Source organism: Sphingobium fuliginis (genome assembly GCF_015074805.1).
Classification (GTDB): domain Bacteria; phylum Pseudomonadota; class Alphaproteobacteria; order Sphingomonadales; family Sphingomonadaceae; genus Sphingobium; species Sphingobium fuliginis.
In genome coordinates, this window is the sequence record NZ_CP060035.1 from 732904 (window position 1) to 757512 (window position 24609).

The 24609-nt window shown below is 62.9% G+C and carries 18 protein-coding genes and 2 pseudogenes; 14 read left to right on the forward strand and 6 right to left on the reverse strand.

The genetic code is table 11. The features are described from left to right. The first annotated feature begins 322 nt into the window (after nt 1-322). The 6 genes and pseudogenes from H5V43_RS03445 to H5V43_RS03470 all read left to right on the forward strand — a co-directional run. Complete coding sequence (locus H5V43_RS03445) at nt 323-748, forward strand: MarR family winged helix-turn-helix transcriptional regulator (protein WP_197057672.1); 426 nt, start codon at nt 323-325, stop codon at nt 746-748. Further along, complete coding sequence (locus tag H5V43_RS03450) at nt 745-2727, forward strand: FUSC family protein (protein ID WP_025549996.1); 1983 nt, start codon at nt 745-747, stop codon at nt 2725-2727. Before H5V43_RS03445 ends, H5V43_RS03450 begins: the two co-directional genes overlap by 4 nt. After that, complete coding sequence (locus tag H5V43_RS03455; RefSeq protein WP_024018728.1) at nt 2724-2936, forward strand: DUF1656 domain-containing protein; 213 nt, start codon at nt 2724-2726, stop codon at nt 2934-2936. Before H5V43_RS03450 ends, H5V43_RS03455 begins: the two co-directional genes overlap by 4 nt. Nucleotides 2937-2946: 10 nt before the next feature. Beyond that, a complete protein-coding gene (locus H5V43_RS03460; protein ID WP_025549997.1) occupies nt 2947-3855 on the forward strand; it encodes an HlyD family secretion protein in 909 nt (302 codons plus the stop codon). Nucleotides 3856-3857: 2 nt separating this feature from the next. Further along, nucleotides 3858-5294, forward strand: a complete 1437-nt coding sequence (locus H5V43_RS03465; RefSeq protein ID WP_197057673.1) for an efflux transporter outer membrane subunit — start codon at nt 3858-3860, stop codon at nt 5292-5294. Nucleotides 5295-5322: 28 nt separating this feature from the next. Beyond that, nucleotides 5323-5543, forward strand: a pseudogene (locus H5V43_RS03470) (IS1380 family transposase); the annotation flags it as partial. Nucleotides 5544-6035: 492 nt separating this feature from the next. Here H5V43_RS03470 and H5V43_RS03480 read toward each other — a convergent pair. Genes H5V43_RS03480 through H5V43_RS03490 form a run of 3 tightly spaced genes read right to left on the reverse strand, consistent with a single transcriptional unit; the run spans nt 6036 to nt 10988 of the window. Next, on the reverse strand, nt 6036-9314 hold the full coding sequence (locus H5V43_RS03480) for an efflux RND transporter permease subunit (protein ID WP_043151354.1): 3279 nt from the start codon (nt 9312-9314) through the stop codon (nt 6036-6038). After that, nucleotides 9311-10411 carry an efflux RND transporter periplasmic adaptor subunit gene (locus H5V43_RS03485; protein ID WP_063872397.1) on the reverse strand — a complete coding sequence of 367 codons (1101 nt, stop codon included), beginning with the start codon at nt 10409-10411 and terminating at the stop codon, nt 9311-9313. The genes H5V43_RS03480 and H5V43_RS03485 overlap by 4 nt, the downstream gene beginning before the upstream one ends. Nucleotide 10412: 1 nt before the next feature. Further along, nucleotides 10413-10988 carry a TetR/AcrR family transcriptional regulator gene (locus tag H5V43_RS03490; protein ID WP_025549970.1) on the reverse strand — a complete coding sequence of 192 codons (576 nt, stop codon included), beginning with the start codon at nt 10986-10988 and terminating at the stop codon, nt 10413-10415. A 105-nt stretch (nt 10989-11093) separates the two neighbouring features. Here H5V43_RS03490 and H5V43_RS03495 point away from each other — a divergent pair, with 105 nt between their 5' ends. Further along, entirely contained in the window at nt 11094-12500 is a 1407-nt protein-coding gene (locus H5V43_RS03495; RefSeq protein WP_033963035.1) for an efflux transporter outer membrane subunit, read from the forward strand. Between the two features lie 672 nt (nt 12501-13172). On the opposite strand, the gene H5V43_RS03505 is transcribed toward H5V43_RS03495, so the two are convergent. Both H5V43_RS03505 and H5V43_RS03510 read right to left on the reverse strand, forming a co-directional pair. After that, nucleotides 13173-14048 (reverse strand): alpha/beta fold hydrolase, encoded by an 876-nt coding sequence (locus tag H5V43_RS03505; RefSeq protein WP_025549969.1) that lies wholly within the window; start codon nt 14046-14048, stop codon nt 13173-13175. 194 nt (nt 14049-14242) lie between these two features. Next, nucleotides 14243-16756, reverse strand: a complete 2514-nt coding sequence (locus H5V43_RS03510; RefSeq protein WP_210769463.1) for a winged helix-turn-helix domain-containing protein — start codon at nt 16754-16756, stop codon at nt 14243-14245. Between the two features lie 1143 nt (nt 16757-17899). Here H5V43_RS03510 and H5V43_RS03515 point away from each other — a divergent pair. The 3 genes from H5V43_RS03515 to H5V43_RS03525 all read left to right on the forward strand — a co-directional run bounded on the left by H5V43_RS03515 (nt 17900) and on the right by H5V43_RS03525 (nt 20787). Beyond that, nucleotides 17900-19156, forward strand: coding sequence for a cytochrome P450 (locus H5V43_RS03515; RefSeq protein ID WP_025549967.1), 1257 nt, complete (start codon nt 17900-17902; stop codon nt 19154-19156). A gap of 12 nt (nt 19157-19168) precedes the next feature. Continuing rightward, complete coding sequence (locus H5V43_RS03520) at nt 19169-20386, forward strand: NAD(P)/FAD-dependent oxidoreductase (protein ID WP_025549966.1); 1218 nt, start codon at nt 19169-19171, stop codon at nt 20384-20386. Between the two features lie 80 nt (nt 20387-20466). Continuing rightward, nucleotides 20467-20787, forward strand: coding sequence for a 2Fe-2S iron-sulfur cluster-binding protein (locus tag H5V43_RS03525; RefSeq protein ID WP_025549965.1), 321 nt, complete (start codon nt 20467-20469; stop codon nt 20785-20787). A gap of 117 nt (nt 20788-20904) precedes the next feature. Here the strand turns inward: H5V43_RS03525 and H5V43_RS23455 are convergent. Further along, nucleotides 20905-21075, reverse strand: a pseudogene (locus H5V43_RS23455) (IS5/IS1182 family transposase); the annotation flags it as partial. A 202-nt stretch (nt 21076-21277) separates the two neighbouring features. Between H5V43_RS23455 and H5V43_RS03530 the strand changes: the two are divergent. The 4 genes from H5V43_RS03530 (at nt 21278) to H5V43_RS03545 (ending at nt 24604) form a co-directional block, all read left to right on the forward strand. Then, nucleotides 21278-22489: an alkane 1-monooxygenase gene (locus H5V43_RS03530; RefSeq protein ID WP_193666769.1), complete on the forward strand. Its 1212-nt coding sequence runs from the start codon at nt 21278-21280 to the stop codon at nt 22487-22489. 166 nt (nt 22490-22655) lie between these two features. Further along, nucleotides 22656-22874 (forward strand): rubredoxin, encoded by a 219-nt coding sequence (locus H5V43_RS03535; protein WP_119748555.1) that lies wholly within the window; start codon nt 22656-22658, stop codon nt 22872-22874. Then, nucleotides 22871-23086 (forward strand): rubredoxin, encoded by a 216-nt coding sequence (locus H5V43_RS03540; protein ID WP_025549963.1) that lies wholly within the window; start codon nt 22871-22873, stop codon nt 23084-23086. Before H5V43_RS03535 ends, H5V43_RS03540 begins: the two co-directional genes overlap by 4 nt. A gap of 63 nt (nt 23087-23149) precedes the next feature. Next, on the forward strand, nt 23150-24604 hold the full coding sequence (locus tag H5V43_RS03545) for an aldehyde dehydrogenase family protein (RefSeq protein WP_025549962.1): 1455 nt from the start codon (nt 23150-23152) through the stop codon (nt 24602-24604). Nucleotides 24605-24609: the final 5 nt, after the last annotated feature.

A 24609-nucleotide genomic window follows, 5' to 3' on the forward strand; every position in this document is an offset into this window, starting at 1 on the left:
GAGCGGATTTGATAGGGCGCGTAGCGCATGACCTACTCGGCGGCGATATGCCATTCCTGATGAAGCGTTGGATCTTGACGTGCGGGACTCCGAGTTTGGCGGCCGCGTCCCACATCGTGAGCCATTCGCCGTTCTTGTCAGAAGACCGGTAACCCCTGATCTTGCGCACCGCATGGCTCATTGGCGTGTTCAGCCTGCCCAATTTAATTGTTAAGGCAATGATTGTATATTGAACGTAATCGGATGATGGACTAGGTAGCCGCGCATGCCCTGCGACCGATCCAGAACCAGCCCCGTCGCGCTTTTTGAACTCACGAACGCTTTGCAGCCGATCCGGCGTGTCTGGGTTCAGGCAGTCAGTCTCGCACTCGCCGACTTCGGACTTCCCGCATCGCTCATTTCGGCGCTCATTCTGGCGTCCCGTCATGGAGACAAGGGTGTCAGGCAGAACGCGCTGGCCGAGGAAGTCGGGGTCAATCCGGGCGGCATGGTGCGCATTCTCGACCAGGCCGAAGCCGCCAACCTGCTCGAGCGGCGCGATTCTCCCGACGACCGGCGCATCAAGACGATCCATGTCATGCCGAAAGGTCGTGACCTTGCAAGGAAGATGGAAAAGGCGGTCATGCGGCTCCGCGACGATCTCCTTGGTGATCTTCCTTCGCAGGACATCGAAACGACGACGCGCACGCTGCGTTTGTTCGAGGAACGGATCGGTCAGTTCCTGCAGCAGACGCGGACGGGCCGATGAAGGTCAGCGCCGATCAGCTGATCTTCTCTGTTAAGCTGTTCGTCGCGGGCATGATCGCATTCGCGATAGCGGTGCGGATCGGCCTGCCCAATCCTTACTGGGCACTTGTCACCTGCTGCGTCTGCATGAACCCCATGAGCGGGGCGATCCGGTCGAAGGCCGTCTATCGGTTCACCGGAACTTCCTGCGCCGGCTTCGTCACGCTTGCCATGGTCGCGCTATTTGCGAGCGCGCCGCTGCTGCTGATCGCGGCGTCGGGAATCGTGGCAACCCTGGCGTTCGGTATTTCTTTCCTCGACCGCACGCCGCGCAGCTACGGCTTCCAGCTTTTCGCGATCACGCTCATGCTGGTGGCGGTCGCCGGCGTGGATCATCCGGAGATCATGTTCGATACCGTTGTGGCGCGGGTCAGCGAAATCACCCTCGGCATCCTCGCGACGACCCTCGTTGACGGCGTGATCGCTCCGCGTTCTCTTGAAGGTGCGCTACGCGCGCGCCTGCATCGCTGGCTGCCCAGCATCGAGACCTGGGCGAAGGATGTCCTTGATGGCCATGAGGCGGACGCCCAAGGAGAGCATGACCGGCTAAAGACGCTGGCCGACATCACATCCCTGTCACAGCTGACCGGTGCGCTGCGCTACGATCCGACGATCCATCGCGATGACCTGCGGCACGCGCTCGCGATCCAGCAACGCCTGCTGCGCATAGTCCCGCTCCTTTCCGCGATCGGCAGCCGCATCGCGGGCCTTGGCGAAGCGGAGCGCTTGGCCCTCCGACCCTCTCTCGCCACGGCCAGGGCCCATCTCGATGCCGGTACGGAACCGCCACCCGATCTGGCCGATGCCGTGCGCTCGCTTCCGCTCGATGCCAGTCGCGCGCGCGCGTGGCAGCAACTCGTTCATGATGCGCTGGCCGACATGCTGACGGAAATGCTGACGCTCTGGAGCGAGGTTTCGCGGATCGAGGCGGCGTTGAGCGGAAAGGCGAAGCTTGCGCCCGCGCTCGCGCGAACAGTCAGCGAGACGCAGGCGTTTCCGCTCAACCCCGACATTGATCACGCTGCCCGGATCGCGGCGGGAATCCTCGTAACCTACGCCCTCCTCTGCGGGCTCTGGTATGCGACGGGCTGGCATCAGGGCGCGAACGCTGTCCTGTTCAGCACGATAGCGCTGGCCTTCTTCGGCGGCGGCGACGAGCCTGGCAGAGCGATCGGAATGTTCGCGCGTTTCGCCCTGCTCGCGACCCTGCTGGCGGGGATCCTGTGCTACGGCCTGCTCCCGCTCGCTGCCGATTTCGCGACCTTTGCGATGATGATGGGCCTGTTCATGCTGCCGCTGGGCGTCTGGGCGGCCGTCAGTCCGATGGCGACGCTGATCCTCGCCTTCGGGCTCAGCAACATCAATCTACAGGGCCATTATTCGCCGCCCGATTTCGGAACCTTCGTCGAGGCGAGCGTCGCCAGCATGCTGGGCATATTCACCGCCATTCTCGGCGCCGGCCTGTTCCGTACCTGGGGCGTGCAGCATCAGCTTCAGCGCGTCCTCCGCATCGAAGCGCGCGAGATCGCGCGGCTGAGCCGGTCGCCCAGCCGACGGTTGCGGGACAGCTATGTCCAGCGGGCGCTCGACCGCATTTCGGTGGTGACGGCGCGCCTTGCCGCAGCCGGGCAGGTCGAGCGGAGCGCCGGCCTGCTCATCCGGCTGCGGGTCGGCGCGAACGTCGCCGACCTGCGCTCGATGGGCAACGCGCTTCCCGCCGATGGGCGGCAGGCGACGGATCGGGTTCTCGATCAACTCCGCAGCGAGTTCGACAAGCCGCAGCCGTCGTCCCGTCTGCTCGCGCTCATCGACGAAGCACTTGATGCGCTCTGGCCGGGAGATGGTTCGCCCGGCGCTCGCCCCGACCGCGCCATTCATGCCTTAGCGGGTCTGCGCATCGCCCTGTTCGAGCGCGCGCCGGCCTGGGTACCGGCGACATGATCGGCGAAATCGACATCGCGGGCGTGTTCGTTTCGCCGCTGCTCCTCTGCGCGATCCTCGGCTTCGCGATGCGCCTGCTGCTGTCGCGGGTGCTCGAGTCCATCAGCTTCTACCGCCTCGTCTGGCAGCGCCCGCTGTTCGACACCGCCCTGTTCCTCATCCTGACCGGCACCGCCTTTCTGGCTCTACGCCTTGTCACCGCATCCTGAAGTGCCCGCCATGACCCTAGATCGCGATACCCTCCTCCGCCTGCTCAAGCCCTTGCTCACCCTGCTGGTGGTGGGTGCGGGCGTGTTCGTCTTCTGGCACCTCTATAATTACTACACCTACGCGCCACAGACGCGCGACGGGAAGATCAGGGCGGATGTGGTCCCTCTCGCGGCAGACGTGTCGGGCCGGGTCGAGCAGGTCCACGTTCGCGACAACCAGGTGGTCAGGCGCGGCGACATCCTGTTTACCATCGACCATGTTCGGCTGCGCAATGCCGTTGAGCAGGCCGAGGCCGCTGTCGCCACGGCACGGGCAACGTTGAACGCCGCCGAACGGGAGAACCGCCGCTATCAGGCCCTCTCTGATATCGTCTCGGGGCAGCAACGTGACGACCGCCGCTCCACCGCCGAGGAGGCCCGCGCACGCTATGCCCAGGCGATCGCTGATCGCGATCTCGCCCGCATCAATCTGGCGCGCGCCGAGGTGCGTGCGCCGGTCAACGGCATCGTCACCAATTTCTCGCTCCGCCCCGGCGCCTATGCCGCCGCCGGGCAGCCCGTGATGACGCTGGTCGATTCCGACAGCTACTACGTTGCCGGCTATTTCGAGGAGACGAAGCTTTCGCACATCCGCCCCGGCGTCCGCGTCACGATCCGGGTAATGGGCGAGGATAGGCCGCTTTCTGGCCATGTTGAAGGCCGATCGGCGGGCATTGACGATCGCGAACGGACGACCGCGTCCGGAACGCTACTCGCGAATGTCAATCCCACCTTCAGCTGGGTCCGTCTTGCCCAGCGCATCCCCGTGCGGATCGCCATCGACAAGGTGCCGCCCGGCATCGATCTGATCGCGGGCCGGACGGTCACCGTGACGCTCAATGGCGCGGAAAATGCGCTCGGCCCCGGCCGGAGCGAATGACGATGGGGCGCGTCGGAACGAAAAGGCCGCTCGGACTGATGGGCGCGCTGATGCTCGCTGGCTGTGCCACGGTCGGCCCCAGCTATCGGGCGCCGCCCTTGCCCGCAGGCATCTCGGATCGGCCCGCGAGCTTTGCCGAAGGAAAATCGCCGGCCTATTCGGCTGAACCCTTGCCCCAGCGCTGGTGGCGCCTCTACGCTATTCCCCAGCTCGATGCGCTCGTCCAGGAAGCGATCGAGGCCAACACCGACCTCAGGGTCGCGGCGGCCAATCTCGAACGCGCGCGCGCGATTGTCCAGGAGGTCGAGGCCGGCGCGGGCGTCCAGACTTCCACGGCGGGCGGCGTATCGGTGGGCGAGCCGTCCAATCTCGGTCTCGGCTCGCCCAACGGGACCCATGCGACATTCGACGCCGGCGTCGGCATATCCTATGAACTCGACGTCGTGGGCCGGATTCGGCGCACGATCGAGGCCGCGCAGGCCGATGCGGAAGCGCAGGCCGCCGCCTATGACCTTGCGCGCACGACGGTCGTGGCCGGAGTGGTCGGCGCCTATGGAGATGCCTGCGCGGCCGGCGCGCGGATGACCGTTGCCCGCCATTCGGTCGAACTGCAGCGGCAAAGCCTCGCCCTCACCGAAAGAGGCGTGCGCGCCGGCCTCTACACGTCGCTCGACGCTACCCGCTCGCGCGCGCTTCTGGCTCAGCTCGAGGCAGCGCTGCCGCCGATCGAGGCAGGCCGCAAAGCTGCACTATTCAGTCTTGCCGTGCTGCTCGGCCGGACGCCCGAAGATTATCCGCCCAATCTCGCGACCTGCCGGATCATCCCTTCCGTCGACCGCCCCCTGCCGATTGGCGACGGTATGGCGCTGATCCGGCGCCGGCCCGACATCCGCGAAGCTGAACGCCGGCTCGCGGCTGCGACGGCGCGCATCGGAGTGGCGACGGCGGACCTCTATCCGAGCGTCAGCCTCGGCGCATCGCTCGGCACGACCTCGCGGAGCGTGGGTGGGCTGGTCGACGATTCGGCGTTGCGGTTCAGCTTCGGCCCGCTCATCTCGTGGTCCTTCCCGAACCGACGCGTCGCCAGGGCGCGGATCGCGGAAAGCGATGCAGCGGCGCGCGCGACGCTGGCGGCATTTGACGGCAGCGTCCTCGCAGCTCTCCGCGAAACCGAGACGGTCCTCAGCACCTATGCCCGCGATCTGGACCAGAATGCCAAGCTCAGGGTCGCGCGTGATGAGAGCGGGAGGGCTTTCGGGCTCCAGGCCCGGATGACTCGGGGCGGTCTTGGAACGGGTCTTGAACTGCTCGACACGCAGCGAAGCCTTGCCACAACCGAAGCGGCGCTGGCGGCCTCGGATGCGTCCATCGCCTCGGATCGCGTTCGGCTGTTCCTTGCGCTCGGCGGCGGCTGGGAAGGAGGGATGGCGGGGCCGTGATGGCCGAGCCTTCGCGAAGCGTACGCTCGGCCTGCCCACCAACGCCGTGCTGCGCGCCGATCTTGAAATCGTCACGGTTGCCGATGCCTGTGCGGTCAGGCGGGCGAAGGCGCAGCATCCGGTCCTGCGCAATTATGCCGAGACCACTACGGCGCCAAAAAATGGGCATGCCAGCGCCGCGTCCTCGCCCGCATCGAGGCCAGCACGATGGGCATGGACACCCTCGCGATGGCGCAGCGGCTTGGTACAGTGCGGCAGGCCGAACTTGCTGCCAACCTTGACCCCACCCAAAGCCGGCACCGTGCTGTCGGCACGACGGTCTGGGGGGCAGGGGGCATTTCGCCCGAGATCGCCGGGCTTCTCGCCGCTGTGGGAGGCTGGGTGGGCCATCGGCTCGCCCTCCTCACGACGCGCGGGGCATTCGACAGCCCGCCAACGGCTGAGCACTGCGCGATCTCAGGGCCGGCCTTTCGCCCGCCGAACTGGCCGGGCTGAGATCAAGTCGTCCCAAAGACGCCCGGATCGAAGCGGATTCCATCCTTGAAGAGGCCGCGTGGCATTATCGCAATCTTGCGAGAAGGCCGGACCATGCGCCGCCAGCGGCGCTGCTGGAACATATCGACCACGCGACGTAAGCCGAATTGGAAGCCCCGCTACCGGGATCCGGCGCGCGGCGATCCTCGTGCTCGTCAGCCTGCGTCGCAAACGTCTTTCCTAGGGCCGCGGCATGGGACGGAAGCCTCATGCGCGCATGAGGCGCTCATAGAGGATCGGCACCACGAAGACAGTGAGCACGGTCGAGACGAGCGTGCCAAAGATCAGCGAGATCGCAAGGCCGCCGAACACGGGATCGGGGATCATGATCGCCGAGCCCAGCACGATGGCAAGCGTGGTGAGCAGGATCGGCCGCAGGCGGACCGCGCCGGCCATCCGCGCCGCCTCCGCCAGCGGCATGCCATGTTTCTGGTTATCCTGGATGAAGTCGATGATGAGCAGCGAGTTGCGGATCACCACGCCGGACAGTGCGATGATGCCCACGATGGAGGTCGCCGAAAAGTCGGTTTTCAGCAGCCAGTGGCCCGGAAAGATGCCGATGACCCCCAGAGGCACTGCGGACATGGCAATCAGCGGGGTGAGGAACGAGCGATAATAAGCAACCAGTAGGAAATAGATCGCCGTCAGCGCCGCCCCGAGCGCCATCAGCATGTCGCGGTAGATATCGAGCGTCATCCGCATTTCGCCGCTCCATAGCAGTTGGTAGCCGTCGATGATGTCAGGTGCCTTTTCGCTGAGGCTGAGATTGCCGGTGGCGAGCGGCTGCCCGTCCGGGGTGCGCAATCTCGACAAGCGCCGGTTGAGATCGAGCACCGCATAGACCGGCACGCTCTGCGCAAGTTCTCCTCCGATGAAGATCACGCGCTCATTGTCCTTGCGCTGGACCGGCTTGTCGGCGGTCGATGGTGTGCGCCGGACCAATTCGGCCAGCGGTATCTGGCGGCCGTCCCTGCTGGTCACGTAGAGGCCTTCGAGCCGTGCGGGGGCGGGCTGATCCGCGCGCGGCACATAGGCGCGGATCGGAACGGGGTTGCGCTCTGGATCGATATGGGCACGCCCGACCACCTGGCCATCATAGACAAGTCCCAGAACCTCGGCAATATCGGCAGCTGACACGCCGGAGAGCGCTGCTTTCTCGCGGTCAGGAACAAAGCGCCATTGCGACACGTCGGTAGGCTCGCTGTTCGAGATATCGACCATGTCATAGGTGTTGGCGAACTCGGCTTCCACCTGCTTCGCCAGCCGGCGCAAGCCCACGAGATCTTCGCCGTGCAATTCGGCGAGCACCGTCGCACGCACCGGTGGCCCCGGCGGATCCTCGACCAGTCTCACCCGGGCGCCCGGATAGCGGGTCCGAATGGCTTCGATCTTCAGACGCAATTCGCGGACGAACGTGATCGAGCTTTCCGAACGCTGGTGCTTGTCCAGGAGGTTGACGCGGATTTCGGCGACATTCTCACCCGTGCGAGCCGCCGTTCCCTGCATCAATCCATTGAAATCCGGGACCCCAGCCTGGCCGATCCAGTTCTGGTAGTTCACCACCAGCGGATTGGCGGCAAGCAGGCCGTCGATCTCGTGAACCATCCGGGCCGTATTCTCGACGGGGCTGGCTTCGGCCATGGTGATCACGATGTTGAAGGTGTTCTTGTTGTCCTTGGGAAGGAAGCCCATGGCAACCCCAAGCGGCGGCACCGGCCCGCCGACGCCCGCCGGGCGGATGAACTGCCAGCCGCCTTGCGCGATCGAAAGGAGCAGGGCAACGACCGCGCCGATCATCAGGGCACGACGTGCCTTTGAGTGCTCCTGAAGCGGTCGGATCAGCCAGAGATAGGCGTCCCGCAACTTGTCGGGCTTGCGCTCCGCATGAGCACCGGCCTCTTCCGCGCTTCCATCATCCAATATGCCGCCGGTAGAGGCAGGTCGCTTGACCCAGCGGTTCGCTGCCCAGGGCGTGACGATATAGGCGACAATGATCGACGCGAGCATCGCGATCGGCACATTATAGGCGATGGGATAGAAATAATCGCCCGCCATGCCGGTCACGAGCAGCAGGGCCGCGAACACCAGCATCACGGCAAATGTCGCGAGATTGGTGGCGCCGCCGATCTCGTTGGTGGCAAGGACGGTCACATCCTCCTGCGAAGCGTCGGAGCGCTCGTGATGGTAGTGGCGGTGGATGTTCTCGATCACGACGATCGAGGCATCGACGAGCAGGCCCAGCGCCAGGATAAGCGCGAACAGGGTGATGCGGTTGATCGTCACCCCGCCGAGCAGGTCCGCTCCGAGCGTGATCGAGAAGATGACCGGAACGGTGACGGACACGATCAGCGCCTCGCGCCAGCCGAGGAACAACAGCATGATGAAGCTGACGGTAATCAGCGCGATCGCCAGATGCTCCATCAGCGCGTTGACGGCCTCGTCGGCTTTCTGGCCGTCGTCGCGGGTGGTTACGACATGGACCGCGCGCGGGATGAAGCTGGCCTGCATCCGCGCGACCCGATTGGCCACGGCTTCGGACACGGTGACCGCATTCTCACCCTTCTTCTTTGCAATGGCGATGGTGACGGCGGGCATTTCGCCTTCACCGAGCTTGGCGCGCGGGTCGCCCGCCGCAAATCCGAAACGGCTGAGGCGCGTGATTTCGACATGCGGGCCGTCGGAGATGGTTGCGACATCTCCGATCTTGATCGTGCGGCCATTGCGCACCCCGATCACGAGATCGCGTACCGCCGCCACCGATCCCAGCTCGCCGGAGTAGCGCAGTCGTTCCAGTCGGCCCGCCCGTGCCGGCCCAGAGAGGTTGAGGCCCACATCGGAGGCGCCCAGCGCTCCGCGTGCCTCGGCGAGCGAGATCGAGAAGGACTGCAATCGGACCGGATCGAGCGCGACATCAATCTCTCGGTTGCGCCCGCCATAGACGGAAACCACCGAAACGCCCGGCGTGCTGCGCAGGCGCTCAGCCATCGAATCCGCCAATCGCTTGAGGCCGAAGTCGTCATAGGCGGAGGAAGCGAGGGTCACGGTAACGATGGGCACATCGTCGGCATCGACCGCCTGGATCAGTGGGATAGCCGCATCGGCGGGAAGCCTGCCGCGGTTGGCGATCACCCGGTTGTAGAGCTTGACCAGCGAATCCTCGGGCGGCTGGCCGACCTTGAACTGCACCTGCACCGTGCCGAGGCCGGGTTGGGCAGTGCCGTAACTGTGGTCGAGCCCGGTCATCTCGCTGAGCACGCCTTCAAGCGGTGCCACCACCAGCCGGTCCACCTCTTCGGCGGTGGCGCCGGGCAGGGCGACCGTGACCATCGCACCGGGCACCACGATCTGGGGATTTTCCTCGCGCGGGGTCAGCAACACGGCGAGCGCGCCGAGCAGCAGCGCGGCCAGCAGGAAGACGGTCGTCAGCTTGGAGGTGATGAATGTCCTGGCAAGGCGGCCCGCTAAATTGAGCGGCGCCTCGGTCATCGCGTGGCTCCGCCGGCGAGGCGTGCGCCGTCCCGAACGGTCCGATCGACACGGGCGAGGATGCGTTCACCAGCCGACAGGCCGGAGGTTACGGTGACCCGATCGCCCAGCCGGTCACCCGGCCGCACCCAGCGGAAGGTGAGACGCTTGTCCTGGCCCACCACGAAAACCCCGGTCAGCCCGCCGCGGTCGGTGATCGCGGCGGCAGGCACCGCGACGGTATCTCCGCTGACCCCGTGATTCGTCGCCGATGGGAGCCGGACGCGACCGAACATGCCCGGCATGATTCCGCTATCGGCGGGAAGAACGATCTCTACCGTGTAGCGGCGGGTAGCCGGGTCCGCGGAGGGGACGACGCCCCGGACCTTGCCGGTTACGGGGCGATCTTCGCGCCCGTCGAGCAGCACGGGAGTCGCCGCTCCCGGCACGAACATCCCGAGACTGGCCTGGGGCGCGGCAAAGCGGAACACCAATTGGCCACGGCTCTCCACCGTCACCAGCGGCGATCCTGGCATCACCATGTCTCCGTCGCGGATTTGCCGGGAAACGACGAAACCGTCGAAAGGGCTGGCAACCGAGGTGTAGGCGAGGTCCACCTGGGCAGCGGTGAGTGCCGCCTGTGCCTGGGTGACTCCGGCGGCGGCCGCGCTGTCTCGAAGCTGTTCTTTGCGATAGGCATCCATCGCCAAGGCACCGCTTTGGGCGAGCGGTGCATCGCGCGTGACATCCCCATGCGCATTGCGTTGTTCGGCCAGCGCCGCATCCAGCGCGGCGCTGGCGCGCCGAACAGCGGCCTCGGCCTGCCGCGCGTCGATGGTCGCAAGGATTTGCCCGCGCCTGACGGGCTGGCCGTCATAAAGGTCGGGTGCCCGGATAGTGCCCGAGGCGCGGGCCACGAGTTGCACGCGATCATCGGATTCGACCGTGCCGCTCGCGGCAGTTCCGTCCATGGATGTCGTCAGGGATGCAGTCGTCACGGGCAGGTTGACGGCGGGAGGTTCCGCCGATTGCGATGTCTGGTCCCCACCGCCGCAGCTTGCGAGAAGGATAGGAAACGACAGGGCGATCGCCTTCGCCACACGGTGCTTGCGCTCCATGTCAGCCAACCACCGAAGCGGACTGGATCAGGGCGAGAAGTTGAGAGGCCACCTGATCCACGGATTCGGACCTCTCGCTGTCTCCGGTCAGGCCGGGGGCGAGGGGCAGGATCAGGACCTGTCCAAGCGCGAAGCCAACCAGCGACAACGCGACCTCCTTGGCAGATATGTCCGTTCTGCCTTGCTCCACTGCAGCGACGATCGATTGGAATGGTTGCCGAAGTACCGTGCGTGAAAGGGTGGCGATGCGGGCTTCGTCTCCATCCAGCAGTTCTCGATACAGCAGGCGGGCGAATATCCGGTCGGTCATCAGCCTCCGGACGAACCATCGCACAAAAGCCTCGAGCTGGTTCGAAGGGTGCTGGGCCAGCCACGCATCCAGATCGCGGGCGCAAGCCTCGAACACCGAGGCGAGGGTGGCCTCGATCAGGTCGGCCTTGTCCCGGAAGTGATAATAGAGGTTCGCCTGGGTCACCCCGACCAGTCTGGCGATATTGCGCATCGACACGGCTTCGTAGCCGCGCTCGGCGAAAAGCCGGGCGGCGGTTTCGAGTAATTGGGACCGCATGTCGGACATGGAATGCTCACTTGTTGAACGACCGTTAAGTCGGTTAGTAAGTGATTCGTCCGTGGCTGTCCAGCAAGCTTGCGTCGCTACGGCCCTGAACCGGAGATACTGTCGATGCGTGCGCTTGTCTTTGTCCCTCCGCTCCTGCTGTTGCCCACACTCGGCGGATGTATGATGGGGCCGAATTACAAAGGTGCACCGCCACCCCCCGCCTCGATGGGCAATTCCTTCTTGCGGACGGATCAGGTTTCGATGCCCGCCACGCCGCAACTGACGCCATGGTGGCGGGAATTGAACGATCCGCTGCTCGATCAACTGATCGGGCGGGCGCTGTCCTCCAACCCGGCGATCGATATCGCCGAAGCGCGTGTCCGGCAGGCGCGGGCCCATCTGCGAAGCTCGCGCGCGGCATTGGCGCCGGGTGTCGGCACCGGGGCAGGGGCCGGGAATATCCAGGCATCGAGATTGGTGACGGGTGGAGAGGCCAAGTCCTCGTCGCTCTTCCTCGCAGGCTTCGACGCCCTTTGGGAAATCGATCTATTCGGTGGAGCGCGGCGGAATATCGAGGCCACGCGCGCGCAATTCGAGGCCGCGCAGGCCGATGCGGAGAATACCCGCCTCAGCCTGACTGCGGAGATCGCGCGCCAATATCTTGCCCTGCGCGCCAGCCGACAACGTCTGGACCTCGCGCGCCGTCTGCTTGCCAACCAGCAGAAGATCGCGAACCTCACGGCGCAGCTTGAAGGCGCGGGCAAGCTGTCGCGCATCGAGCGCGATCAGGCCGATCGCACCGTGGAAGTCCGGCGGCAAGCCATCGCGGCTCTGGAAGCGGACCGGAACGATCGCAAGGACGCGATAGCCGTGCTGCTGGGAGAAGCCCCTGGCGCGCTCGATGCCATGCTCGATGGCACGGGCCCGGTTCCGCTTCCCCCCGCCGCCGTCCCGGTCGGCGATCCCACCGCCATGCTCGCCCGCAGGCCCGATATCCGGGCGGCCGAGCAGCACCTGCATGCCGCCAATGCCGGGATTGGCGTGGCGGAAGCCGCGCGGATGCCCAAGGTCAGCCTGGCAGGCGTGGTCGGTCTTGGCAGCGCCATGAAGGGCGATATTGCGAGTGCCGACAATCTCTGGTCGCTCGCCGGTCCGACGATCCAATGGAACCTTGCCGATTTTGGACGCGGGCGGGCGGGCGTGTTGCAGGCCGTCGCCGGTCGCGATGAGGCGGCGGCAGCGTATCGCGCCGCCGTGCTCGTGGCCCTTCAGGATGCGGAAAGTTCACTCAACAGATTCGGCCAGGCGCGCAAGGCATTCGCGATGCAGACGCGCAACTCTCTGCTGGCGGACCACAGCGCTGGCCTCGCCCAGCAATCCTGGCGTGCAGGGCGGTCGTCCGCGCTTGCCGCGCTTGCCGCCGAAAACGATCAGTTGGCGGCTGCGGATCTACAGATTCAGGCCCGGATGGCCCTGACGACACAGTTCGTCGCGCTGCAAAAAGCACTAGCGATGGGGGTGAGTGGATAAACCAACTGAGCCAAGAGACGACAGGCGAGCTTGCAGCTTTGTCGATTGGATGTGTGTTGTCGATGAAGCTTTCGATGTCCTCGATTAGCGCCCTCCTGGAGCTATCGGCCCCTCGTTTTGATCCTCTTTTCGGTCAGCAGGGCGAAGAAGCGCTCGACCTGATTGGGCCAGCACGATGATGTGGGGCTAAGCGCATGTGCCAACTCGCTGCTCGGCAAACCAGTCATCATTGATCCAAAGGTACTTTTTGGCGAAACTCCTAACCCGCCTTATTCTCGAGGCTGGCCGATAGGGATTGTCGGGGGTTTGTCCTGGCGTGTCGGGGTGAGTCGGACACGGTCGGCTGTGGCGCCTGTTTCATCGCTGTTTTGCATGGCTGGGGGTTGGGCTGAGGGGATTGTTGGCGGGCACGGCCGCGCCGTTCAGGGGTTAGCTGGCGGCGCGAAGCGCGATGGCAAGCTCGCGGTAGAGCCCAGCCTCGGGGCAAGCGCTGGCGAAGGCGATGCGGATACGGCTGGCGGTTTCGACGATGCGGGCGGCGACCTTGATGAGCCGGAGGTCGCCTTATCGCAATTCACGGTGCAACATGTTCGCAGGTCGTTGAGCGCATCATGGGGATCGGCTCTGAACTTCGGGTCGAGAGGAGTCAGGGCGAAGACGTTCGGTAAGGCTTCAGCCGTCATAGGCTCGCGTCTGCCGGTCCAGCCGCTCAAGAAATCCGACCGCGGCGCTGAGAAAGGCGTCGTTGCGATCACCAGCTACCATGTGCGACGCGCCGGCGACATCGGTGAACTTTCCGTTCGGAAGCTGCGCGACGAAGGTTTCCGCCGCCTCCCGAGAAACCAACTCGCTCAGCCGACCCCTGATGAGATGCACCGGAAGCGTCAAGCCGGTCAATCGGGCTTGGAACGCGTCGGCATCCCGCAAGGATCGACAGCTTTGCATGCCAGAGACAACGCCGGGATCCCAATGCCAGCGGAACCGCCCGTCATCGCCCTGCTGCAGGTTCTTGGCCAGTCCAGAATGATCCGCTGGCCGCGGTCGGTGAGGTAGATAGGCCGCAATGACGTCTGCGGCCTCTTCAAGGTTGCCAAATCCCTGGGCGACATGGGCGTTCATGAACTCCATGACCTTGGCGGCGCCGTCTGGGTCCATGTTCGGAACGATGTCGACCAGGGTGATCGAGCTGAAACCCCCGGGCGCGATCTCGGCCTCCGCGTACAGTCCGGCGAGACCGCCGAGCGACGCGCCGATCAACGCCGGACGGCCACCCATCGCGCGCGCGACCTCCGCGAGATCTTCCGAGAACCGCTGAATCCCGTAGTCGCCCGTCGGTGACCAGCCACTCTCGCCATGGCCGCGAAGATCGAGCGTGACCACTTCCCAGCCCCGATCCGCAAGCGCCGCCGCCGTCTTGGCCCAGGCATGCCGTGTCTGGCCGCCGCCGTGCGCCATGAGTACTGAGCCGCGCGTTGGCCGACCATACATATCTGCGGCGAGGTCGAGGCCATCGGTTGTTCTGAAGATCGCTCGGCTTGGTTCATTCATAGGTGATCTCATTTCTGCGCCCGACCCGACAGCCCGCATTTCGATCGCCTCCACCGGGCGGTCCCGCTTAAGTGTTAGCGCATCGTTGTCTCCCTCGCCAGTGTTGGCTGCAGGTGGAGCGAAGCGGAACCGGAGGGTGATTTGGCGAAGGAACGACCTCTGAAATCGTGTAGCGCTCATGGTCGCGGGTAGTTTTACTGTAGAATTCCGAGCCTCTCCGATTCCAGCAGCGCTTGGACTCTGTTCTTGACTGCCAGTTTGGCAAATAGATTGCGAATGTGCCATTTGACGGTGTCTTCACTTATGCGATGCTTGGACGCGATGTCACGATTAGAGAGGCCTTCTCTTATCCTTTGAAGCATCGCCAGTTCCTTTCTCGTGAGCACAACCGAAGTTGTGCTTCTCGGCGAGCGGACGCGATAGTCGCCGGGCGCGGGTTCTCGACGCCCCAATTCCTCCTCGCTCGGAATGAGATTCAACAGTGGCGTCGAGATGGGTCCAAGCGCTTCCAGATGCCACCGTTCATCGAGGAATGTGCGATAACATCCAAGTCGCGAAGCAATGGCGATCGCGTCGGCTACGCGCTGTTCAGACACGGCCGATCTTCCTGTCCCGGCACAAGCAACGGCGGTGCAGAGTAACGCCGCAACCTCCAGCCGGCCAAGTTCTGATCGGCGTGCGTGGTCTAAAGCGACGTTTGCAAAGCGGTTGGAAAGGTGAAACTTCCCCTGTCGCGCCGCAATGCGCGCTTCGGTCAGCGATTGCCGTGCGCGGAGATACGGTCCATGTGTCGAGAGAAAAATTGGGTGATTGTGGTTCGGCAAGGTGGAGAGCGCCTGCTCCGCGCTCTCTGCAACGAACATATCCGCGAGCGTCAGTCGCGCCAGGACCTCAAGCCGGACGAAACCAGATTCTCCCGCTATCACGCGCATCTCGTTAAGAAGCTCGGCAGCACGTTTTGGATTGCCCTTGCAGCGGGCAATTGCTGCAGCGGTGCGATAGGCCGAGAATGTAAAATCGACAATGCCATGCCGCCGTACAAAATCAAGAATCTCGTCGACGTGTGCTTCTATGCCGTCAAGTTGGTTCGCCTCGTACTGAATTTCTAGTTCCAGCGTGTTCAGAAGGTTTACTGAGAAAGGGGTCGTGTTAATTTGAGCATTTTCGTCACCGCGCGCTTTTTTGAGTAAGGCAGCACCTGCGCGCATATCTCCTCTTGAAAGCTCGGCGAGAATCATGGCGCCGTAAAGCCATCCCAGTGCGTAGTGGTGATCCGCGATGTTGTTTACCGATGACGTCTCCAAGGACAGTGTCCTTAAATCACCAAACCGGTGCTCGCTGGCCGCAAGGAAGCAAAGACAGGTGAGCACAGCACCTTTGCTGACGAGGTCCGCCTCGTTATAGACTTTCATCCAGGCTTCGCACTGACGCCGACTTTCCGACAGATTGTCGCCGGTTGCTTCTCCGATGGCTTCGATGAGGTCGCACCAGCACTCTATTTGTCGGCTTACTTGTTGATCAAGACCGCTAAGTTCCGTGGCCCGCAAATCGGCCAACAGCCCACTCGCCCGCCGGTGGTCGTGACTAAAAATCTGGGCCCAGGCCAGGCCAAGGGCGATTGTTGGAGAACCCGAAATGACAGCAGCGGAAAAACTGCCTTGCCAAAACTGGATTTGATCTATCTCGCCTTCCCGCAGAGCAATATCCATCATATTTTCAGACGCAACATCAGCGGCCGATTCGTTCTCACCCGCGCGTAAGGAGAGATTGATGCTGTCGCGAATGTTGTTGTTTTGTCTTTGCCATTGGGCGGCGCGGGCGAGCAGGTTCGGCTTCATGCCGGGGTTCTCCACCGAGAATCTGTGCTCTAGAAATTCGCGAAGCAAAGGGTGGAACTCATAAGCTGTCTGCGATCGGTCCAGAGGCTGGAGAAGCATCTGCTCGGTGGAAAGTTTGTCTATAAAATAAGCTGCATCATTTCGTTGGAACGCATGGTTGAAATATTCTGCTGATACCGATCCAAGAATGGAGGCGCAGAGACAAAATTCTCGAATATCATTCGGAAGTGAGTGTAGTATTGTGCTCCGGAAATATTTATCCAAGTCAATATCTACGCCTGTGATGCTGTTGACTATAAGGCGATTGGTTGAGTGGTTCTCCGATGCTGCTTGCATCAAAAGGCAGAATATCTCTGGCCAGCCTTGGGCGCGCTTCCAAAGCGAATAAGTTTCAACTTCTGAGACTGCTCGCCTTTCCTCCGTGAGCCCGACTGCTTTTGCTTCGTCGAAATTGAAGGCAAGCGCGTCATGTCTTAGCTCGTGGGTTTCTCGTCGCGCTTTCATGCGCGCAAAGCCGATGTCTGCCGAGCTTGCCGCGATGAATTCCACTTCGGCTGGCGTCGCCAGCATGAAGGCCTCGATCTCGTCTATCGAATGCAGATCAAATTCGAGATCATCGAAACAGATGAGAACCTTCGATCCTAGTCGATCCTTGGTCTCCCATAGCCAAGTGGCGAGGTCATAGAGGCTGCGAGGACATTCTCTCGGCCGCGGCGGGGGCGGCGTGTCGTGGCCGCCGGCCTCTTGGGTAGCGGCGAGCTGCGCGCAGATACGGTCCGCGAGGAGTTGCAGATCGCCCCGGCATTCTTTGATGGAAACCCATGCCGCCGCAGCACAGACTTGTCGACGATCGGCCCAATGCTGTGCCATCGCGACAGTCTTTCCGTAACCTTGAGGCGCCCGAAGGAGATAGCAGCGCGTCGGCTTTTCGGCAGCGAAGAGGCGAGGGCGCGAAAGGCATCCGGAGGCCAACGACGCCACTCGCTCATTGATAGAGCCTGTGGGAGGCTGTGCCCTTTGTCGCGGGCTAGAGTCGGTCTCCCGAGGCCGCATCTCAAATCCGAGCGGATGAGTCGACGCAGGCTCATCCGCTCGAATGCCTCTCACTTTCGCAGATGCTGTGTCTGTTTTTACATGCGTCATCGGGGCGGAACTATAGCAGCAGGCCGCCCGTGTGCAATCCAGAACCACTCTTTAGTGTGGGCTTTGGGCCGATTGGGTTGGCCGACCGCAGGCCCTCACTCGCCGTTCGTATGCGTTCAAGGCAGTGTCCGTGTCATCAACTTTCAATCTCCGGCTGTTAGTTAGGCTGCGATCTCCGCGATCTCCTTCAGGGCGAAGGCGGGTTGCCCAGTTCGGGACTTCGCCCGTCGAGAGATGAACTGCCTTGGTTTGACGCGTCAGCTTTTCCGCGCGAACACCAGGTCGGAGGCCAATGCCGTGTCCGGCGTAGAATTCCACCGGCTTCAAGCGGAGCGATGCGGCGCCGGGACCGTTCCGGAGCCACGCTTTGGACAGCGGCGGGCGATGATAAGGCGCGATGAGTTCCTCGCCGACCAGCGTTACGGCTCCCTCAAACCAATATTGACGAAGCAGGGCGGCGACCGTTTCCCCCGGCGTGGCCCGCGCCAAAGATCACCACATGCGCGTCCGATCGGCTCATAGAAGCCCTCTCGCCCAAACCGAGCGCCTCGCGCGGGATGTCAAAGCACCCGCCGCGCCTGCGAGCCTGCTCCAAGCATAAGGGGGCCTGAAGGGGAGGGGTTGAAAACCACACTTTAGTGGGGTTGTTCCGTGCCTTGCCGAACCCCATTCGCTGAGGACTGTCAATTAGAACTGATTTTAGAACACAGTGAATGTGTCTTCCAATGGGATGAGGAGAACGCCGGATGAGCACCATCGCATGAAATCCGTCCACCGAACCGGCGCCAGCACCTTGCTGGTATCGAAGCCCGCCGCTGCGCCCAAAAAGAAGACTAGGAGACTAGAGATGACTCAGAAGGAGACCAGGAGATGACTCAGGCTGCTGCGACCGCCGATCGCGCCGATGCATATTCGATTCCGCTGGACAGGATCAACGTCGCCGATCCGGCGCTGTTCCGCGACAACATGATGTGGCCCTACTTCGAGCGCTTGCGCAAGGAAGATCCGGTTCACTACTGCAATGACAGCCAGTACGGGCCGTACTGGTCGGTCACCAGGTTCAAGGACATCATGAGCGTGGAAACCAACCACAAGGTGTTCTCGTCCGCGTCCCGCTCCGGCGGCATCACGATCATGGACAACAATGCGGCGGCGTCGCTGCCGATGTTCATCGCGATGGATCCGCCCAAGCATGACGTGCAGCGCAAGACGGTGACCCCGATCGTCGCGCCGGAAAACCTCGCCAAGCTCGAAGGCCTGATCCGTCAGCGCACCCAGAATGCACTCGATGCGCTGCCGGCCGGTGAGACCTTCAACTGGGTCGAGCGCGTCTCGATCAACCTGACCGCGCAGATGCTGGCGACGCTGTTCGGATTCCCGTTCGAGGATCGCACCAAGCTGACGCACTGGTCAGACGTCACGACTTGCGAACTCGGCACCTGCGGGGTCGAGACCGAAGAGCAGCGCATCAAGGAGATCCAAGAGTGCGGCGCCTATATGACCAAGCTGTTCAACGAGCGTGCGAACTCTGATCCGCAGCCCGATCTGCTGTCGATGCTGGCGCACTCGGAAAACACCCGCAACATGAGCCCGGAAGAGTTCATGGGCAACATGGTGCTGCTGATCGTCGGCGGCAACGACACCACTCGCAACTCGATGAGCGGTGGCCTGCTCGCGCTCAATGAGAATCCGGAGGAATACCGCAAGTTGTGCGCGGACCCGACACTGATTCCGTCGATGGTATCGGAAATCATCCGCTGGCAGACGCCGCTGGCGCACATGCGCCGCACGGCGCTGGAAGACTTCGAACTCGGCGGCAAGCAGATCAAGAAGGGCGATAAGGTTGTGATGTGGTACGTCTCGGGCAACCGTGACGGCGACGAGATCGAGAACGCCGACCGGTTCATCATCGACCGTGCCAATCCGCGTCATCACCTGTCGTTCGGCTTCGGCATCCATCGCTGTGTCGGCAATCGCCTCGCGGAGATGCAGTTGCGCGTGCTGTGGGAGGAAACGCTCAAGCGATGGCCGAAGCCCGGGCAGATCGAGGTCGTGGGCGAGCCGCGCCGGGTTTTCTCGACCTTCGTCAAGGGCTTCGAGGCGCTGCCGGTCCGGATCAATGCCTGAGCGATCGACGCAATGAGCGCGAACGTCGTGATCGTCGGCGGCGGGCACGCCGGTGGGCAGGCGGTGGCCAGCCTGCGGCAGGGTGGCTTTGACGGGGACATCACCCTCGTCACGGCCGAACAGAGCCTGCCGTACCAGCGGCCGCCGCTGTCCAAGGCCTACCTCGCCGGCGAGTTGCCGCGCGAGCGCCTGCTGATGCGGCCGTCCGCCTTCTACGAGGGCGCGGGAGTCGATGTGCGTCTGGGCATCGAGGTGACCGGCCTCGACGCCGGGCGCCGTAGCCTGACGCTGTCGGACGGAGGGCAACTGACGTACGATCATATGATCTTGGCTACCGGCGGCCGGCCGCGGCCGTTGCCGTGTCCGGGCGCGGATCACCCGGCCGTGCACTATCTGCGCACGATCGCCGATGTCGACGCGATGCGTCCCCGCTTCGTTCCGGGCGCGTGCATCGTCATCGTCGGCGCCGGTTACATCGGTCTGGAGGTGGCGGCAGTCGCGATCAAGCACGGGCTGCGGCCGGTCGTCCTGGAAATGGCGCCGATGGTGCTGGCGCGCGTCGCCAGCCCGGAGGTCGCTGGCTTCTTCGAAAACGTTCATCGCGGTGCTGGTGTGGATCTGCGCACCGGTGTCGCGGTCAGCGCGATCGAGGACCGGGACGGCAAGGCGGTGGTGGTGTCGACGGCGGGTGACCGGATCGAGGCCGATCTGGTCGTCGCCGGTGTCGGCCTGCTGCCAAACGTCGAGCTGGCGCAGGCGGCCGGGATCGACTGCGACAACGGCATCGTCGTCGACGCGTTCTGCCGGGCGTCGGCATCGGGGGTCTATGCGGTCGGCGACTGCAGCAACCATCCGAGCCGCCTGTACGGTCGGCGCTTGCGTCTTGAATCCGTGCACAACGCTCTGGAGCAGGCCAAAACGGCGGCGGCTGACATCTGCGGTAAACCGCTGGCGTACGACCAGGTGCCGTGGTTCTGGTCCGATCAGTACGAACTCAAGCTGCAGACCGCCGGTCTGAGTCAGGGCTACGACCAGGTCGTGATCCGGGGCAACATGGCGATGCGCTCGTTTGCGGCGTTCTACCTAAAGGACGGGCGGCTACTGGCTGTCGACGCCGTCAACCGGCCGGCCGAGTTCACCCTGGCCAAGCGCTGGATCTGGGACCGCAAGGCGCCGTCGCCGCAGCAGTTGGGTGACGACAGCATCGAAGCAAAGGCGCTGGCGGTATGATTTCATGCGCGGCCGAGTGCCGCATCCCCAATTTTTTCGAATTTCCGCATGATGCGGATCAACACTAAAAGGGTTACAACGTGACCAAGATCACTTTCATCGAATTCAACGGAACCGAGCGCAGCGTTGATGCCGAAAACGGCCAGTCGCTGATGCGGTCGGCGGTCGACAACTTAGTGCCCGGCATCGACGGCGACTGCGGTGGCGCCTGCGCCTGCGCGACCTGCCACTGCTACATCGAGGGTCCGCTGGCGGGAAAACTGCCAGAAATCGGCGAGGCCGAGCGCTCGATGTTGGAGATGGTCGAGGGTGTCACCGCCGCGTCGCGGTTGGCGTGTCAGATCACCGTGTCCGGCGATCTCGAAGGCTTGGTCGTGCGCACCCCGCAATCGCAGCACTAAACCGGCGTCTCCGTTCACTGTTTCAGCCGGTGCGTTACTGTAGCGCACCGGCTGCACGGCGCCCCGAGAACAGGTAGTCCGCTAGTACCTCTGCACAGAGGTTTTGACGGGTTGGGCGTCACAGGGCGAGGCACCGTTCGTGCTGCGATCCGACCGCGCAAGGGCCGCATCCAGCACCGGCCGGAACAGCTCGAAGTCTACCACCGCACTCAGTCGGTCCAGCGGGTCGCCCGCCGCCGACAATGCCGCAAGCCGCTCATCCACATCGAAGAAACCGTGCTGTACCATCGCTGCCTCCCGCTCTCGCCGGTGGCAGTGAATCGCCTCACGCGGTTAAAGGCTGCAGGATTTTAGAGGCGCCCGGCTAAAACCACACTTTAGTGGGGTTGTTCCGTGACCTTGATGAATCCAATTTGGTGGGAACGGGCAATGAGAGCCGATTTAATAAGTCCAGTGAAGTGTGTCTTCATTGAGATGAGGAGAGTACCTGATGAGCACCATCGCACGAGATCCGTCTCCCTATACCGCGCCTGATCGCTATGTCGACAGGAAGCGCTATCTATGGATGTTGTCGGTCGTCTGGCCAGCGGCGCCGCTGATTGGCCTCTACCTTGTCAGCGTGACCGGGTGGAGTGTGTTTTACGCCTTTACGCTGGTCGTCTGGTATGCCGTCATCCCGGCGCTGGACGTCTTGTTTGGAAATGATCCGAATAACCCCCCGGAGGCGGCCGTGGCCCGTCTCGAGGCGGATCGGTATTATCGAGTTCTAACCTATCTTACCGTCCCAGTGCATTATGCCTCACTCATCGTCTCGGCATGGTGGGTGGTGACCAAGCCGATGGCCTGGTGGGAAGTTGTCGCGCTTGCGCTGTCTCTGGGCATCGTCAACGGCCTGGCTCTGAACACCGGCCATGAATTGGGACACAAGAAGGAAGCCTTTGGCCGCTGGATGGCCAAGATCGTTCTGGCCGTGGTCGGCTACGGCCACTTCTTCATCGAGCACAATAAAGGCCACCATCGCGACGTTGCGACCCCCGAAGATCCCGCTACGTCCAGGATGGGTGAAAGCATCTATAAATTTTCGCTGCGCGAAATTCCGGGCGCCTTCAAGCGCGCCTGGAATCTGGAAAAGGTGCGGCTGGAGCGCTTGAACAAGGGTGTCTGGAGCCTGGACAACGAAATCATCCCGCCGCTGCTGATTACAATCGTCCTTTACACGTCCCTGTTGCTGGCGTTCGGACCCGACCCCAAGCTGCTGGTGTTCTTGCCTATCCAGATCGCCTTTGGATGGTGGCAGCTGACCAGCGCTAACTACATCGAGCACTATGGGTTGTTGCGCGAAAAAATGGCGGACGGACGTTATGAACGCGCCCAGCCCCGGCATTCCTGGAACAGCAATCACATCGCCTCCAATCTGATCCTGTTCCATCTCCAAAGGCACTCCGATCACCACGCCCACCCGACCCGCAGCTATCAGTCGCTCCGGGACTTCGAGGGCCTGCCGGAGTTGCCGAGCGGCTACCCCGGCATGTTCTTCATGGCGCTGATTCCGCCTGTGTTCCGATCTGTCATGGACCGCCGCGTCGTGGGATGGGCTGACGGCGATCTTGGCAAGATTCAGATCGACGGCGCGCGCAGGAAGAAGATCGAACGCAAGTTTGGTGCTGCTTCACACCGGCCGACGCGGGCGGCCGCCGAATAGTCGCCTGCCTTGGCGACTAGCCGAGGAGCTCGTTCCGAGTCTCCTCGGCCGGCAGTCGCGGGCCGCGATGGCGTCCTGAAAAGGGCGTGCCGCGCGATCGCATCCTCGTCAGCGGCCTGTCCCGAAGGTTTTTAAAAACTCAAGTCGACAAAAGGAACAAGGCGCCATGGCGCGGTATCAGTGTCCCGATTGCAGCTACATCTACGATGAACTTAGGGGTGAGGCCCACGAGGGATTCCCGCCCAATACGTCTTGGGCGCAAATCCCCGAGGATTGGGCCTGTCCCGATTGCGCAGTGCGCGACAAAGCCGATTTCATCCCTCTGGACTCGGGCGAGGTCGGAGAAGAGGCGGGGCCTCAATCTGGTTCCGGAGCCGAACGATGACCAAGGGCGACCAGGAGGCGGAACCGTCAGGTGCCGTCGAAACCGTGCCGTTCGCGAAATGGCACTGCGTGACCTGCGGCCATATCTACGATGAGGCCCTCGGTGATCCCGATACGGGCGTGGCACCTGGCACCCGTTGGGCAGATGTGCCCGCCGATTGGTACTGCCCGGACTGCGGCGCGACCAAGGAAGATTATGACCTTTATCGGTGACCCATTCGAGCGGACGCTTGTCTTCCCGCTTTGCAACCTTGCGGATTCCTTGAGGAGGGCCGAGTGAACGTTCATGCAGTCACCGCGACAACCGCGGCACCGATTCATCCCGACGGCGAGATCGATTCCCTGTTCTCATCGCACCGCCGATCGGCCGTAGAGAACAGGACGAAATTCACGCTAAAAGCGCGACTGGTTATGTTGTCGCGACTAAAGGCAACGATGAAGACCCGGGAAGACGAGATTATCCGAGCTCTCTACACGGATTTCAGGAAGCCAGAATCCGAGGTGCGTCTGACCGAACTGTTCCCGGTCTATCAGGAAATATCGCATGCCCGGCGCCACCTCCGATCCTGGCTGAGACCGCACCGGGTTCACGGCTCTTTGGGGATGTTCGGAATCGCGGCCGAGGTCCGCTATCAGGCCAAGGGCGTCTGCCTGATAATTTCCCCGTGGAACTATCCGGTGAATCTCAGTTTCGGGCCGCTGGTGTCCGCGCTTGCGGCCGGAAACACCGCCATCATCAAGCCTTCCGAACTGACGCCGGCGACGTCCGCCCTGATCAGGGACATCGTCGAGCAAACCTTCCCCCGGGATCTGGTCGCCGTCTGCGAGGGCGACGTCCAGGTTTCGCAGGCCTTGCTGGATCTGCCCTTCGACCATATCTTCTTCACGGGCAGTCCCCAGGTCGGCAAGATCGTGATGGCGGCCGCGGCGAAACATTTAACATCCGTGACGCTTGAACTCGGGGGCAAGTCCCCGACCATCGTCGATTCGACCGCGAATATCGAGCAAGCCGCTCGCAAGATCGTCTGGGGCAAGTTCGCCAATAACGGCCAGACCTGCATCGCTCCGGATCATGTCTATGTCGCTCGAGACCAGGCCCCGGCGCTGATTGATGCGCTGCGGCTCGAGATCAGGCGGGTCTACGGGCAAACGGACGGCCAGCAGAAAAACGGGCCGGACTATTGCCGAATCGTGAACCGGCGGCATTTCGAGCGCCTGACTGCCTTGGCCGATGACGCCACATCGCGCGGCGCGACCGTCCTGGAAGGCGGAGACCGAGATCCAGGCCAGAACTATTTCTCGCCGACCATACTCGGCGGGACGACGCCGCAGATGGCGATTTCCCAGGAAGAAATATTCGGTCCGGTTCTTCCGATCATCGAGTATGATGACATCAGCGTCGTTGTCGATGCGATCAACGCGGGTCCAAAGCCGCTTGCCATCTATGTCTTCAGCAACGACGCCGCCGTTCGCGAGGATATCATACTGAGTACCAGCTCAGGTGGCGTCTGCGTGAACAACAATGTCGTCCAATTCTTGCATCCCAACCTGCCGTTTGGCGGTGTGAACAACAGCGGTATCGGCACGGCACACGGATTCTACGGCTTCAAAGCCTTCTCCCATGAACGTGCGGTTCTGAGAGACAAATTCTCTGTCCTGCGCCTTCTATTCCCGCCGTACACCCCGGCCGTAAAGAAGCTGATCAATCTAATCGTCCGCTTTTTGGGTTGAATCGA